Genomic DNA, 17,143 nt, shown 5'->3' on the forward strand with positions numbered 1-17,143 from the left:
GTGTGGCTTGTTTTGTTTGGCGACTAATCAGATCGCACAAACTGGACTGAGTTCCCTTCCTCCAGTGATCTACTATTCGGAACAGTTATTTAGTACTGAACATAGTTCCAAGACTACCTCTTAAGTTAAGAGGGGCGAAGTGTCTGGATCTTCAAGGGGCCAATCTAGCGCTTTCCAAGACTGCGCTGAGCTCTATTTTTTCATACCGTAGTAACGGTGGCGAAAAAAGAGGAAGTTAAGCGAATACGCCCAGCATAAGAAGCAAACGGGTAACATTATGATTTAATAATTATTTTCACTTGGTGGCGATGAAAATGTTACGGAGTTATATGGAATTCTCTGCTAACGGATTAATGCCGCCTTCCATCTAATCACTGTTATACACTAAGAGTGAAATTTAAAGTACGAGGAAAATAATGACTCAAAAACCAACAGTTTTTATAGCTTCTTCAGTTGAGGCGATCTCAGTTGCAGAGGCTGTCAATATTAAAATGGAATACGATGCTCAAGTTAAGCAGTGGGATAATGCTTTTGATTTGTCGTCAATAACAATTATGTCATTGATCGAAAGAGCAAAGAAAACAGACTACGGTATATTTGTATTTCACCCAGACGATAAAACTACAATACGGCAAAATGCATATAGTAGCGTTCGCGATAATGTTCTCTTCGAGTTAGGTTTATTCATTGGCGCTCTTGGGATAGAGAGATGTTTCGTCCTAATCCCAAAATCCACAGAAAGCTCATTCCGAATGCCAACTGATTTAGCGGGTGTCACCACTACTACATACGATGATTCATTAAATGATATGGTTGATGCAGTTACGACAAGTTGTGCAAAAATAAAGCAAGCGATTAAAAAATTGGAGCAAAGCAAGCCTAGTTCTACTCTAAATCCAGTTGACGATTCATTAGTGACTAACCTCCAAACTCAATTAAGCGCTTCACAGTCAAAGATATGGAGTATGGGGCATGAGCTGGAACGAAGTAAGGAAAATGAAGCTCAGTTATTAGAATCAATTAAAAGTCAATTCTTCTCAATAGCAAAACCAGCTACACCAGCAGAAATTAAAAGGTGGGAAGATGGGGCAAAAGAAAGTTATTTACAGGAAGTAAAGATAGATTCACATAATGCTTATTATGTAGATCAAGATATCGTTCTTCCTCCACTTTATGGAGCATCCTCTCTTTCAGTTATTGTAGAAAAAGGCGTAAAAGTACACGGTTTAGGAAAAAATTCACATAATAACATTTACTATTTGGATGGCTTCCGTACCGATAGGCGTGTATAACAAACGCTTCAAGAGGGACAGCCAACGCGCGGCATTTTTACTATGCTTTGGTTTTTGTGGTTATGGTGTTATGCGGAAAGTTGGTAGTAGCGTTGGCAGCCCCTTAAGCGGGCGTTAGGGCAACCCATGCCGTGCGACTGCGCCAATTTATCCAGCTGCGTTAGCTATGGAGAGTCAGAAAAAGACTTTTGTAGCAGTTTTCACCTTATTTCGGAGCGCCCATGGTTGCGTCTACTCGTAGGTTCGAATAGCCCGTAGATTAGCGAAGCGTAATCGGACGTTCGCGGTCACAATATTTCGTGATAGCACCAATTGCCTTTAGAGACCGGCTTTCACGCTGTCTCATTTTTTACCTGTATCTTTGCTGGCGTAACACTCCCCAAGGAGATTTATGAAGCCCGACTTAACCGGCACTCGGATTGTGCTGCGCACCATTGGCCCGCAGGATGCTGCCGATCTGTTCGAGATTTATGGCAATCCGCTGACCATGGAGTTTGCCTCTGATCCCTGCTTTACCTCTCCCGCCATGGTGGCGCAGATGATGGCGAGCGTGGTGCGGCTGGAGCAAACGGGTGAGTCGCTGGAGTGGGCGATTGTCGAGCGGAAGGGCAACAAGGTGATCGGCACCTGCGGCCTGCACAGTTTCAGCGAGGCGGGTCACAGCTGCGAGGTGGGCTGCCTGCTCAATGCGGCCTATTGGCGAAGAGGGTTTATGTCGGAGGCGCTGGGATTGCTGTTCGCCCACGCCACCACACTGGGAGTCACCTGCCTCACCGCAGATATCGATGCAGATAACGTCCGCTCTATCGCCCTGTTTGAAAAACTGGGCTTCCAGGCGCATGCAGGGCGCTATCAGCGCACGCTCCCCTTTGTCTGACCCGACACCAGAGGCATAACCCCCTCGCCTCTCAGGGCGTTGTGGCAAGGATCAGGCATAAAAAAACCGGAACCCAAGGGTTCCGGTTTTTTTCATTCCAGCCGAGGCTGGCAAACCAGCAAATTAAGCCTGGTTTTTAACTTCTTTCAGACCGCGGAAAGGAGCTTTGGCACCCAGAGCTTCTTCGATACGGATCAGCTGGTTGTACTTGGCAACACGGTCAGAACGGCTCATGGAACCGGTCTTGATCTGGCCAGCAGCGGTACCAACAGCCAGGTCGGCGATGGTCGCGTCTTCGGTCTCACCGGAGCGGTGGGAGATGACGGCAGTGTAGCCAGCGTCTTTGGCCATCTTGATGGCAGCCAGAGTTTCGGTCAGGGAACCGATCTGGTTGAACTTGATCAGGATGGAGTTGGCGATGCCGTTGTCGATACCGCGCTTCAGGATCTTGGTGTTGGTTACGAACAGGTCGTCACCCACGATCTGGATTTTCTTGCCCAGTTCAGCAGTCTGGTAGGCGAAGCCTTCCCAGTCAGATTCGTCCAGGCCATCTTCGATGGAGACGATCGGGAACTTGGTGGTCAGGTCAGCCAGGAAGTCGGAGAAACCGTTGGAGGTGAAGACACGACCTTCGCCTTTCAGGTTGTACTCTTTCTTCTCTGCGTCGTAGAACTCGGAAGCAGCGCAGTCCATAGCCAGGGTGATGTCGGTGCCCAGTTTGTAACCGGCAGCGGCAACGGCTTCAGCGATAACTTCCAGCGCTTCGGCGTTGGATTTCAGGTTCGGAGCGAAACCACCTTCGTCACCAACTGCAGTGTTGTAGCCCTTGGACTTCAGCACTTTGGCCAGGTTGTGGAACACTTCTGCGCCCATGCGAACGGCTTCTTTCAGGGTCTTGGCGCCAACCGGCTGGATCATGAACTCCTGGATGTCGACGTTGTTGTCGGCGTGCTCACCACCGTTGATGATGTTCATCATCGGCAGCGGCATGGAGTAAACACCCGGGGTGCCGTTCAGCTCGGCGATGTGGGCGTACAGCGGCATGCCTTTGGCAGCAGCGGCAGCTTTGGCGTTAGCCAGGGAAACAGCCAGGATGGCGTTGGCGCCGAACTTGGATTTGTTCTCGGTACCGTCGAGGTCGATCATGATCTGGTCGACAGTGGCCTGGTCCTTGGCATCTTTACCCAGCAGAGCTTGAGCGATCGGGCCGTTTACGGCTTCGATGGCTTTCAGCACGCCTTTACCCAGGAAACGGCTCTTGTCGCCGTCACGCAGTTCCAGCGCTTCGCGGGAACCGGTGGACGCGCCAGACGGAGCGGCTGCCATACCAACAAAACCACCTTCCAGGTGAACTTCGGCCTCAACGGTCGGGTTACCACGGGAGTCGATGATTTCACGACCGATCACTTTAACGATCTTGGACATGTGTATTTCCTCAGGTTTCGTAAAAAAACAACAAAAATATGCCAAAAAAAGCGGCTGTGGCACAGTGCCCCAACCGCATTTATTTTCAATTACTTCAAATTACGCTTCTGATACTCGCCTGCCGCCTTCACAAAACCGGCGAACAGAGCGTGGCCATCACGAGGAGTAGAGGTGAACTCCGGGTGGAACTGCGCAGCCACGAACCAGGGGTGATCCGGGATCTCGATGATTTCCACCAACTTCTTGTCGGCGGAGAGACCGGTCACTTTCAGACCTGCCGCTTCAATCTGCGGCAGCAGCTTGTTGTTTACTTCGTAACGGTGACGGTGACGCTCGTAAATGGTCGGGCTGCCGTACATCTGACGCACTTTGGAATCTTCGACCAGGTGGCAGAGCTGGGAGCCCAGACGCATGGTACCGCCCAAATCGGACTTCTCGGTACGGGTCTCGATATTGCCCTCTTCATCCACCCACTCGGTGATGAGGCCGACGACCGGATACGCGCAATCTTTCTTGAATTCGGAGGAGTGAGCCCCTTCCATGCCCGCCACGTTGCGAGCGAATTCGATCATGGCAACCTGCATGCCGAGGCAGATACCCAGGTAGGGGATCTTGTTCTCGCGGGCATACTGGGCAGCCAGAATTTTGCCTTCCACACCGCGCTCACCGAAGCCACCCGGCACCAGGATCGCGTCCAGACCTTCCAGCAGCTCGGCGCCACGGGTCTCGATGTCCTGAGAGTCGATGTACTTGATGTTGACGGAGTGACGGGTCTTGAGACCACCGTGCTTGAGCGCCTCGTTGACGGACTTGTAAGCGTCCGGCAGGGAGACGTACTTGCCGACCATACCGATGGTCACTTCACCAGTCGGGTTGGCCTCTTCGTAGATAACCTGTTCCCACTCGGACAAATCAGCTTCTTTGCACTCCAGACCGAAACGCTCGGTGAAGTAGGAGTCCAGATTCTGGGACTTGAGCAGTGCCGGGATCTTGTAGATGGAGTCGACGTCTTTCATGGAGATGACGGCGCGCTCGGGCACGTTGCAGAACAGGGCGATCTTGGCGCGCTCGTTGGCCGGAATGGCACGGTCGGAGCGGCAGATCAGCACATCCGGCTGGATACCGATGGAGAGCAGCTCTTTGACGGAGTGCTGGGTCGGCTTGGTCTTCACTTCACCGGCAGCAGCCAGGTAAGGAACCAGCGTCAGGTGCATGAACATGGCGTTGTTGCGGCCCACTTCGGCAGCCAGCTGACGAATGGCTTCGAGGAACGGCAGGGACTCGATGTCACCTACGGTACCGCCCACTTCGACGATGGCAACCTGATGGCCTTCGGCACCGGCAATCACCCGCTCCTTGATGGCGTTGGTGATGTGCGGGATAACCTGAATGGTGGCGCCCAGATAGTCACCACGACGCTCTTTACGCAGTACGTCGGCGTAGATACGGCCGGTGGTAAAGTTGTTGCGACGGGTCATCTTGGTGCGGATGAAACGCTCGTAGTGGCCCAAATCCAGATCGGTTTCGGCCCCGTCCTCGGTTACGAACACTTCACCATGCTGGGTCGGGCTCATGGTGCCCGGATCCACGTTGATGTACGGGTCCAGTTTCATGATGGTCACATCCAGACCACGGGCTTCCAGAATGGCTGCCAGAGAAGCTGCGGCAATGCCTTTGCCGAGGGATGAAACAACGCCACCAGTAACAAAAATATATTTGGTCGTCATGCTGAACCTGAAAGAAGTTTAGGGAATTTTAAGGGGTGCTTCGGGGATGAAGCAGGACGGGGAAACAGTATACCAAAAACCCCTCTCCCAAACAATGAGCAAAAATCTATCAGGCTCACCGCCCCCCCATCTTGCGCCAAATCAACTTTGCTCGGTTTCCTTCGCCTTATCCCAGGCGGCATCGAGCTTTTCGAGGGTGCAATCGGTCATTTTCAAGCCTTCCGCGGCGATTATCTGCTCAACCTGACGAAAACGACGTTCGAACTTGGCATTGGCGCCGCGCAGTACCTGCTCCGGATCCTTGCCCAGATGGCGCACCAGATTGACGGTGGCAAACAGCAGGTCACCGAGCTCATCGCTCACCCGCGCCTCGTCCACATCGGCCATCAATGCCTCTTCCATCACCTCGTCGATCTCCTCGTGGATCTTGTCCACCACAGGCCCCAGCGTCTTCCAGTCAAAACCGACGGTGGCGCAGCGTTTCTGAATTTTGGCGGCGCGAGTCAGGGCAGGCAGCGCCTGCGGGATATCGTCCAGCACGCTTTCTTTGTCGAGGGCCGCCCGCTCTTTGGCCTTTTCCGCCTCCCAGTTCGCTTTTACCGCCTGCTCGTTGGAGAGATCTGCATCGGAAAAAACGTGGGGGTGACGACGAATGAGCTTTTCACTCACCGTATCCACGATATCGGCAAAGTCGAACAAGCCCCGCTCTTTACCCAGCTGGGCGTAGAACACCACCTGAAACAGCAAATCCCCCAGCTCCCCTTTCAGCCCCTGCCAATCTTCGGTCTCGATGGCATCGGCCACCTCGTAGGCCTCTTCCAGGGTGTGCGGCACTATGCTCTGGAAGTCCTGTTTCAGATCCCAGGGGCAGCCGTTTTGCGGGTCACGCAAACGAGCCATGATGTCGAGCAGTTGAGGCAGATCGTAACGTTGAGACATGAGATATTCGCTTTCGATTCGTTCAAAAAGGGTCGGAAATGCAGACCGGCCACTGGGGCCGGTCGGTTCGATATCAAAGCCGCTTGGCGCTGATCACGTCGTTAAGCTGACTGAGCTTGGCCAACGCCCGGTTGAAGGCGTTGATGTTGTAAATCTCCAGCTCCATGTCGATCTCGGCGGTCTGCTCGCGCACGTTGGAGCGTGAGCGCACCCCCATCACATTGATCTTCTCGTTGGCCAGCACGGTCGTGATATCACGCAGCAAGCCGGAGCGATCGTTGGAGATGATCCGGATGGTGAGGCCGTAGCCGCCGGAGTAGTTCTCCCCCCACACCGCATCGATCAGCCGCTCCGGATTGCGCCGTGACAGCTCCTTGAGCTGCTCGCAATCTTCCCGGTGAATGGACACCCCGCGCCCCATGGTGATAAAGCCCTGAATGGAGTCCCCAGGGATCGGCTGACAGCAGCGGGCGATATGGGTCATCAGATTGCCGACCCCTTCCACCACTATGTGGTCTTTGGGCTTGTGGCGCATCGGCGCATTGGCCTTCTGCTCCAGCTTCTCCAGCAGGCGGCGATCTTCCTCTTCCGCCGTCGGCTTGTTGTAACAGGTGTCGAGATAGTTGAGCACCTGATTGATGCGGATATCGCCGCTGCCGATACCGGCCAGCAGATCGTCGGTGCTCTCCAGATTGAAGCGACGCAGCATGTTGCCCTTGTCGATCTTGGACATGCTGAGGTTGTGGCGATCCAGCTCCTTCTCGAACAGCTCGCGACCGGCCACGATATTCTTGTCCCGATCCAGTTTTCTGAACCAGGTCGCCACCTTGGCCCGCGCCCGGCTGGAGCGCAGGAAGCCGGCGTTGGGGTTCATCCAGTCGCGGCTCGGGTTCGGCTCTTTCTGGGTGATCACCTCCACCTGATCGCCGGTCTGCAGCGCATAGGTAAACGGCACGATGCGGCCGTCAATCTTGGCGCCGATGCAGCGGTGACCGATCATGCTGTGGACGTGATAGGCAAAATCGAGCGGGGTTGCGCCTGCCGGCAGGTCGATGACATCCCCTTTCGGGGTGAATACGTAGACTCTGTCCTCGAACACCTGACTGCGCAGGTCTTCCAGCAGGGAGCCGCTCTCGGAGAGATCCTCCTGCCAGGCGAGCAGCTTGCGCAGCCACTCGATCTTGTCTTCGAAGGTGTTGGCCTTGCCGCCAGCCTGCGCCCCTTCCTTGTAGCGCCAGTGCGCCGCGACGCCGAGTTCGGCATCCTGATGCATCTGGTCGGTACGGATCTGGATCTCGACCGTCTTGCCCTCAGGCCCCACCACTACGGTGTGGATCGACTGATAGCCGTTGGGTTTGGGGTTGGCGACATAGTCGTCAAACTCGCGAGGAATGTGGTGGAACTGGGTGTGGACTATGCCGAGCGCCGCATAGCAATCCTGCAGCCGCTTGGTCACTACCCGCACCGCGCGCACGTCGAACAACTCGTTGAATTCGAGGTGCTTCTTCTGCATCTTGCGCCAGATGCTGTAGATGTGTTTCGGTCGGCCGTACACCTCGGCGTCAACTCCCGCCTCTTTCAACCCATTACGCAGGGATTGCACAAACTCGCGGATGTAGCGCTCGCGGTCGAGCCGCTTCTCGTCGAGCTGCTTGGCGATCTGTTTGTAGGTATCCGGGTGCAGGTAACGGAAGGCGAGATCTTCCAGCTCCCACTTGAGCTGGCCGATGCCCAGACGGTTGGCGAGCGGCGCATAGATATTGGTGATCTCCTGGGCCATCAGCACCCGGGTCTCTTCATCTGCCGTCTTCGCTTCCCGCAGGCAGGCGATCCGCTCCGCCAGCTTGATCACCACGGCGCGCACATCCTCGACCATGGCAAGCAACATGCGACGCACGTTGTCGACCTGCTCCGGCGAGGTTTCGCTGCGATGGAGGGTCTGCAGGGAGCGGATGGCTTCCATCTCCAGCACCCCTTCCACCAGCTTGGCGATCTTGGAGCCGAAATCCTCGTCCATCCGCTCCTGGCTGATGAGACCGGCTTCGACGAAGGGGTAGATGATGGCCGCTTTGAGGGTACCGATATCCATGCTGAGCATCTGCAGGATGCCCACCATTTCTATGCCGCGTACCAGCAGCTTGCTGGTCAGCGCCTCGTCACCGAGCGTCAGACAATACTGGTAGACGGTTCGCAGCTGATCCTTTTCACTGTCACTCAAGGAGAGCGAGCTGACCCACTCTTCCAGGGTGAAGTTGTCTTTCAAATGAATATCGCGAACCGCAACCATGGTATCAATCCTTTAAATTATCGGGCCGAAAGCTGTCACTTTCTCCCCTCATGAGATTGCCTCAAATGGGGATATCCAGCGCACTTTTCAAGGCATATTGTCCAGAAAGACAATAGAGCGCGCCAACAGGCCCTGCCGAACGACGAGGGTCTAGATTACCCCAATCACATCAGCTCAAACAGACGCAGACATGCCAGATTACACATCCGCATCGCCGTACCGATGAGCAGGATTACTTCATATACACACCAGCTCAAAGAGTAACGAACATGCCGGATGACCTATCCGGCATCGCCGAACTGATGAGTCATTTACTCCCGTTCAAACAGCGCCATGGACTCCAGATGACCGGTGTGAGGGAACATGTCGAGCATGCCGAGGCGCACCAGACGGTAACCCCCTTTCACCAGTACCTGACTGTCCCGCGCCAGGGTGACCGGGTTACAGGAGACGTAGACCACCCGCTTGGGTGAAAGTTTCACGACGTGTCCCATCACTTCCAGCGCGCCGGGGCGAGCCGGATCCAGCAGCACCAGATCAAACCCTTCCCGCGCCCAGGACATGCCGACGATGTCATCGCTCAGGTCGGCCTTGTAGAAACGGGCATTGGTGATGCCGTTGCGACGGGCGTTCTCTTCGGCCCGCTGCACCATGGCCAGTTCACCTTCGACACCCACCACTTCGCGAGCCTGACGGGCCAGCGGCAGGGTGAAGTTGCCGATACCGCAGAAGAGATCGAGCACCTTGTCATCCTTGCTCGCCCCGAGCCATGTCAGCGCCTGCTCAACCATGCTCTGGTTGATGGGGCCGTTGACCTGAATGAAATCACCGGGAGCAAATGCAAGAGACAGGCCATCCAGCGAGTAGGATGGGGAAAATTGTTGCTGCAGCGCTTCGATGCGATCATCGGCAGCCTGCAGATAGAGGTCGATCCCCTGCGCTTTTGCAAACTCCACCAGCAGGGCGCGATCCGCCTCATTAGGGCGGCCGGTGTGACGCAGCAGCATCATGATCCCCTGCTCGGCCTGGATTAGCTCCGCATGGCCCAGCTCGCGCTGGCTCTTGAGGCGATTGAGGCATTCACGCAGCGGGGCAATCAACGCAGAGAGCGGCTCAGCCAGCACAGGGCAACCGTCGATCTCCACCAGATCGTTGCTGTTGCGGCGGCGGAAACCGACCCGGGTGCAGCGACCGTTCTTGTCAAATTTGATGGCCAGACGACAGACCCGGCGGTAGGCACGATCTTCACCGGTCAGTACCGGCTCCAGCGCCGGCGCCTTGATGTTGCCCAACCGCTCGAACAGGCTGACCAGTCCGGCCGCCTTGGCGGCTTGCTGATCGGCAACCGACATGTGCTGGGCACTGCAACCGCCGCACTCGCGATAATGGCTGCAAAAGGGAGCGATACGATTGGCCGCCGGGGTCACCACCTGTTGCAAGGCGGCGTGACCATACTGTTTTTTCTCTTCGGTGATGCGTGCCTTGACGGTCTCGCCGGGCAGTGCCCCTTCGACGAAGATCGCCTTGCCCTGATGGCGACCGATACCGACGCAGTGGTGATCGAGGGTGTCTATCGTAAATTCAATGCGTTGGAGCTGGGTGGACTTCTTTTGGGGCTTGAAAAACTGGGCCATAAAACTTGGTGCCTATAGGTGGCTATGTCATGATTGTGGAATCTGCTGCCGGGTATTGTCCCACAAGAATAATAGTATGACCAAATACGGCCACAGAGCCCGTGTATTGCCATCAACCCTATCGCCAACCCTGTTCACTGGTGGCCTGTTCGTATGACCAAATATGGCCTGAGAGCACGCGTTCTCGCCTTCACCATCCTGCCGACCCTGATCATCGGTGGCCTGATGGCCGGTTACTTCACCTTCCACCGCTACCAGCAGCTGGAAAACAACCTCATTGATCAGGGGATCAACATCATCGAACCGCTGGCGATCGCCAGTGAATACGGGATGACCCAGCACAGTCGCGAATCCCTCAAGCGGCTGATTGGCCTGACCCATCGCAAGAACTCCCCCTTCATCAAGTCCATCGCTGTCTTCACCCAAGACAACCAGCTGTTCGTTACCTCGAACTATCACCGGGATTTCACCCGACTCAGACTGCCCGATGGCGAGCCCATTCCGGATCTGACCAGCGTGACGTTTCAGGGGGACGACATCATTTTGCGCACCCCGATCCAGGCTGAAACCAGTCTGGATGGCTTCCCGCTGCCCAGCGATGTAGAGCCGCCGATGATCGGCTACATCTCGATGCAGATGGCGACCGACAGGGCCATGTTACTGCAGTACCGTGACACCTTCTTTGCGGTGATCATGGTGCTAATCGGGGTGGCCTTCAGTACCCTGTTTGGCTTCCGGCTGGTCAAGAGCGTAACCCAGCCCATCACCAACATGGTGCAGGCGGTGCACAAGATCAGGGAGGGGCGGCTCGATACCCGGGTCAGCGGCCAGCTCACCGGCGAGCTGGATATGCTGAAAAACGGCATCAACGCCATGGCCAAGGCGCTCTCCGAATATCACGAAGAGATGCAGCAGAATATCGATCAGGCCACCTCTGACCTGCGCGAAACGCTGGAGCAGATCGAGATCCAGAACGTCGAACTCGACATGGCCAAGAAGCGGGCGCAGGAGGCGGCGCGGGTCAAGTCGGAGTTTCTGGCCAACATGTCCCACGAATTGCGAACCCCGCTCAACGGGGTCATCGGCTTTACCCGCCAGCTGCTGAAAACCAGCCTGACCCCGAGCCAGACCGACTACATGCAGACCATCGAGAAGTCGGCGCGCAACCTGCTTGGTATCATCAACGACATCCTCGACTTCTCTAAGCTGGAAGCAGGCAAGCTGCAGCTGGAGCATATCCCGTTCAGCCTGCGCGACACCCTCAACGAAACCATGCACCTGCTCGGCCCCAGCGCCCACGACAAGCAGCTGGAGCTCTCCCTGCGGGTGGATGCCGATGTGCCGGACTACCTCACCGGCGACCCCATGCGTCTGCAACAGGTGCTGACCAACCTCACCGGTAACGCCATCAAGTTCACCGAGCAGGGCAACGTCGATGTCCATATCGAGCAGACCGGCAGTGGCAACCACAAGGTGAGGCTCAACGTCCAGATCCGCGATACCGGCATCGGTATCTCCCAGGAGCAGCAACATCAGCTGTTCCAGGCCTTCAATCAGGCCGACTCATCCATCTCCCGCCGTTATGGCGGCACGGGCCTGGGCCTCGTTATCACCCAGAAGCTGGTGCAGCAGATGGGCGGCCAGATCCGCTTTGAATCGGAGCTCGGCAAGGGCTCCATCTTCTCCTTCAGTCTGGATGTAGAGGTCTCCCCCCTGCCCCAGACCGATCAATTGCCACTGGATCGGATCCGTGGCAAACGGCTCTGGCTGCTGGAACCGGATCCCTTCGCGCAAGCCTCCCTGCTCGCCCTGTTGGCGGAGTGGCACCTCGATGTGCACCCACTGACCAGCGATGATCCCTGGCCCGAGATGAGCGAGCAGGAGATGGTGATCATCGGCAGCAGCACCCTGCATACGCCGCAGCAGGTGATCGGCCGTCTCGACAGACTGAGCGGCCAGCAGCAGAACACCATAGTGCTGCTCAGCAGCCACGAGCCGGCGCTCTATGAAGCGATGCTGGCCCATGGCGCCCAGCACTGTCTCTCCAAACCGGTCAACCACCGCAAGCTGCTGCACGCCCTGCTATCGCCGGAATCGAGCCGCCAGAAGCTGCCTGCTCAGCCTGCGCCGCGCCAGTTGCAGCCAATCAAGGTGCTGGCGGTGGACGACAACGCCGCCAACCTCAAGCTGATCGCCGCCATGCTCAAGGAGATGGTCAGTCAGGTGGTGGTGTGCAAAAACGGCAAGGAGGCGGTCAAGCAGGCCCAGAGCCAGCCGTTCGACATCATCTTCATGGATATCCAGATGCCGATCATGGATGGCATCAGTGCCACCCAGGCGATCCGCAACCAGTCCCTCAACACCACCACCCCGATCGTGGCGGTGACCGCCCACGCCATCCCCGGAGAACGGGAGCGGCTGATCCGCCAGGGGATGGACGACTATCTGGCCAAGCCCATCGACGAGAGCATGCTGGCCCAGCTCATCACCGACTTTGCCCATCGCCGTCACCAGAATAATGGTGCCCAACAGATCGACTGGGCACTGGCGGTGCGACAAGCGGCGGGGAAAGAGCATCTCGCCAGAGAGATGCTGACCATGCTGCTGGCCAGTTTCGACGAAGTGGAACCTGTGCTGGATAGCGCGCTGGCTGGCGAAATTGAAGATAGCGAGGTGCTGGCCCAGCTCCATCGCCTCAACGGTGGCTGTGCCTATTCCGGGGTGCCGGGACTGCAACGGCTGCTCTCCCAGCTGGAGCAACAGCTGCGTGACGGCGTGCCGGTGAGCGAGCTGGAACCCGAGCTGCTGGAGCTGCAAGATGCGCTGGAACTGGTGCGCCAGGAGGTGCCCCGCTATCTCGGCAAGGCTTGATGAGCTTGACCTGAACTGTATCGGCCCCGCTTTTTCTGACGCGAGGGCTGCCAGATGGTAAAGTTGCGCCGTTTACACAGGAGTCAGCATGACCAACAACGATATTCTGCGCCGTCTGCGCTACGCCCTCACCATCAGCAACGACCAGATGGTCGAGATGTTTGCCAAGGGCAACCTGACGGTCACTCACGCCCAGCTGCACAGCTGGCTGATGAAAGAGGCGGCGGAAGGTGAAGAGCAAGAGGCAGGCTATGTCGCCTGTCCCGACTCGGCCCTGAGCCAGTTCCTCGACGGTTTCATCATCGCCCGCCGCGGCGTGCGGGAAGATGCCCCGGCCCAGATGATCCCGAACCGTATCAACAACAATATGATCCTGCGCAAGCTGCGCATCGGTCTCAACTTCAAGGAAGAGGACATGCTCGGTACCCTCAAGCTCGCCGACTTCAACCTCTCCAAGTCCGAGCTCAGTGCCCTGTTCCGCTCCAAGGATCACAAGCACTATCAGGATTGCGGGGATCAGATCCTGCGCAACTTCCTGATTGGTCTCACGGCCAAATACCGCGGCTGACCAGCCGCGCGACTGACCAGACAGAGCCTTCGACATGTGCCAGCGACTCACTCCTCCAACGCTCAGCAGCCTGGCTGCGGCAGGGGGATGGCGCTGGCGCTGTCTTCTTCCCCTCTTTTTTCTGCCACTGGTTTTGCTGCTGGGTGGTTGTACTCCGTCCGAATATCAGCTCTCAACCCGCTATCAGAGCGCCAACCAAAATGAGCGGATCGCCTTTCTGATCCTCCACTACACCGACGAAGACGATGCCAATTCCCTGCGCCTCTTGACCGAGCCGGAGCACAAGGTAAGCGCCCACTACCTGATCCCCCGCGACAGCCACGAGACACCGCTCACCGTCTATCAGCTGGTGCCGGACAACGCGCGCGCCTGGCATGCGGGACGCAGCCGTTGGCACCAATATGCCGGGCTCAATGCCAGCTCCCTTGGCATCGAGATCGTCAACCTCGGCTATCCAGCGGAAGATGAGCCGCTGGCCCCCGATGCCCGCCGCTGGCAACCCTATACCCCGCAGCAGATTGCCGCCATCGGCGCCCTCAGCCGGGAGCTGGTCGCCCGCTACCAGATTCCACCGACCCAGGTGCTGGGCCACAGCGATGTCGCCCCCGAGCGCAAGCAGGATCCCGGCCCCCACTTCCCCTGGCGCCAGCTCTATCTGACGTACGGGGTCGGCGCCTGGCCCGATGAAGGTCGGGTGGCTGAGTTGCTGGCCAGCCCCTTGCCCGACTGGGATGCAGCCATGTGGCAGCAGCAGTTGGCCCGCTATGGCTACGGCCTGCCCCGGAGCGGCCAATGGGATGAGCAGAGCCGCGCCGTCATGGGCGCCTTTCAGCTCCACTTTCGCGCAAGCAAGGTCGATAGCAAACCGGACCGCGAGTGTCAGGCCATCCTGATGGCGCTGCTGGAAAAATACTTCCCCTAATACTCATCCATTGCCCCCGTTGCTGCGTACTGTTTGATAGCCATTAACTATCAAACAGTTAGGCACAAGCAATTGTCCCTGCATTTTGCAAGGCGTTACTCTGACTGCGTTCCGAAAGAGAATTTAAAACCGATTTCCAAATCTGGAGGTGAATGATGAAAAGCCCGATTGGTCTTGATACTGCTCAATCACAAGCCCTGGCAGCCGAGTTGAACAAATTGCTGGCCAGCTACCAGATCCTCTACATGAACGTGCGCGGCTTCCACTGGAATATCCGTGGCAACCAGTTCTTCGAACTGCACCTGAAATTTGAAGAGATTTACAACGACCTGCTGCTGAAAGTCGATGCGCTGGCCGAGCGGATCCTGACCCTGGATGGCGTGCCCATGCACAGCTTCAGCGACTACCTGAAAGTCTCTGCCATCCCCGAGCAAAAAGGACTGCACGATGGCCGCGCCTGTGTCGAATCCCTGCTGGATAGCTTCCGCGAACTGCTGGTCGCCCAGCGCCGTATTCTGGGCCAGGCCGCCGAAGCCGGTGATGAGGGCACAGCCTCCATCCTCTCCGACTATGTGCAGCAGCAGGAAAAACTGGTCTGGATGCTGCGCGCTTATCTGGCCTGATAGTGAACCAAGCCAGCTACAGCGTACGTATGCTGGCTTGAGTAAGTACCGGGCCGGAAGCACCTGACCAGACCACGGCCCAATCCGTCTGATTGTTATGTTCTGTTGCAAACCTGAGTTGTCTCTCCTTTTATCCACCCGCTTGCCGCCCTGTTTGGGCGGCTTTTTTTGTTTTTGATCTGCATCAAGGGAATCTTAATTGGCAAATTGAATGCCTATTAAGTTTTTCGCGAGAGGAATAGAATCGCCACAAAACAGACAACTGAAATGTCCAATTAGGAGAGGCATGATGTTTTGTGTGCAATGTGAACAGACAATTCGTACCCCGGCAGGCAACGGCTGTGCCTACGCACAAGGTATGTGCGGCAAAACGGCGGAAACCTCGGATCTGCAGGATGTGCTGATCTACACCCTGCAGGGGCTCAGCGCCTGGGCGCTGGCCGCCCGCGAGCAGGGCATCATGGATCGCGAGGTCGATGCTTTCGTGCCCAAAGCCTTCTTCGCCACCCTCACCAACGTCAACTTCGACTCGAATCGCATCGTGGCCTACGTCAATCAGGCCCTCGCCTATCGCCAGCAGTTAGCCAATCGTCTGACCGCCATGGCGGCGCAGGTCAACGACTTGCCACAGTCCGCTTACTTCGAACCCGGTGCCGAACTGCTGGAACAACTTGCCCATGCCGCGCCAGCCGCCCCCAATCGGGGCAAGAGCAAGGTGAACGAGGACATCATGGGGCTGCGTCTGCTCTGTCTCTACGGCCTCAAGGGCGCCGCCGCCTATATGGAGCACGCCCGGGTGCTGGATCAGCAGAGTGACGAGGTGGCCGCCGAATTCCACCGCATCATGAGCTGGCTCAGCACAGATCCGAGCGAAATGGGTCGGCTGTTCAGCTGTGCCATGGAGATCGGTCAGCTCAACTTCAAAATCATGGAGATGCTGGATCTCGGTGAAACCAGTGCTTTCGGCCACCCGGAACCGACCCGGGTCAGGGTCACGCCGATCCCCGGCAAATGCATTCTGGTCTCCGGCCACGACATGATGGATCTCAAGCTCATTCTGGAGCAGACCAAGGGGACCGGCATCCATGTCTACACCCACGGTGAAATGCTGCCCGCACTGGCCTACCCCTTCTTCAAACAGTACGCCCATCTGGTGGGCAACTACGGCTCCGCCTGGCAGAACCAGCAGAAGGAGTTTGCCAACTTCCCGGGCGCCGTGGTGATGACCTCCAACTGCATTATCGACCCGAACGTGGGCAACTACAGTGACCGCATCTTCACCCGCTCCATCGTCGGCTGGCCGGGCGTAACCCATCTGGAGGGGAATGATTTCTCCGCCGTGATCGCCAAGGCGCAAGCGCTGGAAGGCTTCAAGCACACCGAGCTCGAGCACTTCATCACCATCGGCTTTGCCCGCAACGCCCTGATGCAGGCTGCGCCCGCAGTGATTGAGAAGGTCAAAGCCGGGGAGCTCAGCCACTTCTTCCTGGTGGGTGGCTGTGACGGCGACAAGGCCGAGCGCGCCTACTTCACCGAGTTTGCCAAGGCGGCGCCGCGCGACAGCCTGCTGCTCACCCTGGGTTGCGGCAAATACAAGTTCAACAAGCTCGACTTTGGCGACATCGGCGGCATTCCGCGCCTGCTGGACGTGGGCCAGTGCAACGATGCCTACTCCGCCATCCAGTTGGCGCTGGCACTCTCCGAGGCGTTCGAGTGCGGGGTCAACGATCTGCCGCTGACGCTGGTGCTCTCCTGGTTCGAGCAAAAAGCCATCGTCATTCTGCTCACCCTGCTCTCCCTCGGGGTGAAGGACATTCGTACCGGCCCGACCGCCCCCGCCTTCCTAACCCCGGCCCTGCTCAAGGTGCTGGAAGAGCAGTTCGGTCTGAAAGGGACCACCACGGCCGAGGCTGACTTGGCCGAGATCCTGGCGGCCTGATCGGCATCTCATGTTGTAAGCGTTTGGCGAGCCGCCCGG

The 17,143-nt window shown here is 57.1% G+C and carries 12 protein-coding genes; 7 read left to right on the plus strand and 5 right to left on the minus strand.

The annotated features are described in order from the left end of the window. Nucleotides 1-416 precede the first annotated feature (416 nt). Both AB5Y76_RS14685 and AB5Y76_RS14690 read left to right on the plus strand, forming a co-directional pair. The gene (locus tag AB5Y76_RS14685; protein WP_201946631.1) at nucleotides 417-1,292 is read left to right on the plus strand and encodes a TIR domain-containing protein; all 876 of its coding nucleotides are present in this window, start codon (nucleotides 417-419) and stop codon (nucleotides 1,290-1,292) included. Nucleotides 1,293-1,683: 391 nt separating this feature from the next. Then, on the plus strand, nucleotides 1,684-2,169 hold the full coding sequence (locus AB5Y76_RS14690) for a GNAT family N-acetyltransferase (RefSeq protein WP_263719147.1): 486 nt from the start codon (nucleotides 1,684-1,686) through the stop codon (nucleotides 2,167-2,169). 123 nt (nucleotides 2,170-2,292) lie between these two features. On the opposite strand, the gene eno is transcribed toward AB5Y76_RS14690, so the two are convergent. From eno to rlmD, 5 genes are all read right to left on the minus strand, one after another. Next, nucleotides 2,293-3,594 (minus strand): phosphopyruvate hydratase, encoded by a 1,302-nt coding sequence (gene eno, locus AB5Y76_RS14695; RefSeq protein ID WP_005335583.1) that lies wholly within the window; start codon nucleotides 3,592-3,594, stop codon nucleotides 2,293-2,295. An 89-nt stretch (nucleotides 3,595-3,683) separates the two neighbouring features. After that, nucleotides 3,684-5,321 carry a glutamine hydrolyzing CTP synthase gene (gene pyrG / locus AB5Y76_RS14700; RefSeq protein WP_005343329.1) on the minus strand — a complete coding sequence of 546 codons (1,638 nt, stop codon included), beginning with the start codon at nucleotides 5,319-5,321 and terminating at the stop codon, nucleotides 3,684-3,686. Between the two features lie 141 nt (nucleotides 5,322-5,462). Continuing rightward, a complete protein-coding gene (mazG, locus tag AB5Y76_RS14705) occupies nucleotides 5,463-6,260 on the minus strand; it encodes a nucleoside triphosphate pyrophosphohydrolase (RefSeq protein ID WP_021229536.1) in 798 nt (265 codons plus the stop codon). A 73-nt stretch (nucleotides 6,261-6,333) separates the two neighbouring features. Beyond that, nucleotides 6,334-8,547, minus strand: coding sequence for a GTP diphosphokinase (gene relA, locus AB5Y76_RS14710; RefSeq protein WP_005335588.1), 2,214 nt, complete (start codon nucleotides 8,545-8,547; stop codon nucleotides 6,334-6,336). A gap of 311 nt (nucleotides 8,548-8,858) precedes the next feature. Continuing rightward, on the minus strand, nucleotides 8,859-10,181 hold the full coding sequence (gene rlmD, locus AB5Y76_RS14715) for a 23S rRNA (uracil(1939)-C(5))-methyltransferase RlmD (protein ID WP_100652875.1): 1,323 nt from the start codon (nucleotides 10,179-10,181) through the stop codon (nucleotides 8,859-8,861). A 153-nt stretch (nucleotides 10,182-10,334) separates the two neighbouring features. Here rlmD and barA point away from each other — a divergent pair, with 153 nt between their 5' ends. From barA to hcp, 5 genes are all read left to right on the plus strand, one after another. Next, a complete protein-coding gene (barA, locus tag AB5Y76_RS14720; RefSeq protein ID WP_263719146.1) occupies nucleotides 10,335-13,052 on the plus strand; it encodes a two-component sensor histidine kinase BarA in 2,718 nt (905 codons plus the stop codon). Nucleotides 13,053-13,140: 88 nt separating this feature from the next. Further along, on the plus strand, nucleotides 13,141-13,620 hold the full coding sequence (locus AB5Y76_RS14725; protein ID WP_058059656.1) for a DUF1456 family protein: 480 nt from the start codon (nucleotides 13,141-13,143) through the stop codon (nucleotides 13,618-13,620). A 34-nt stretch (nucleotides 13,621-13,654) separates the two neighbouring features. Then, complete coding sequence (locus tag AB5Y76_RS14730) at nucleotides 13,655-14,542, plus strand: N-acetylmuramoyl-L-alanine amidase (RefSeq protein ID WP_263719145.1); 888 nt, start codon at nucleotides 13,655-13,657, stop codon at nucleotides 14,540-14,542. 155 nt (nucleotides 14,543-14,697) lie between these two features. Next, nucleotides 14,698-15,165 (plus strand): Dps family protein, encoded by a 468-nt coding sequence (locus AB5Y76_RS14735; protein ID WP_005362843.1) that lies wholly within the window; start codon nucleotides 14,698-14,700, stop codon nucleotides 15,163-15,165. 289 nt (nucleotides 15,166-15,454) lie between these two features. After that, on the plus strand, nucleotides 15,455-17,104 hold the full coding sequence (gene hcp, locus AB5Y76_RS14740) for a hydroxylamine reductase (RefSeq protein WP_263719149.1): 1,650 nt from the start codon (nucleotides 15,455-15,457) through the stop codon (nucleotides 17,102-17,104). Nucleotides 17,105-17,143: the final 39 nt, after the last annotated feature.

The organism is Aeromonas sp. R1-2 (assembly GCF_040908505.1).
GTDB classification, from domain to species: Bacteria; Pseudomonadota; Gammaproteobacteria; order Enterobacterales; family Aeromonadaceae; genus Aeromonas; species Aeromonas veronii.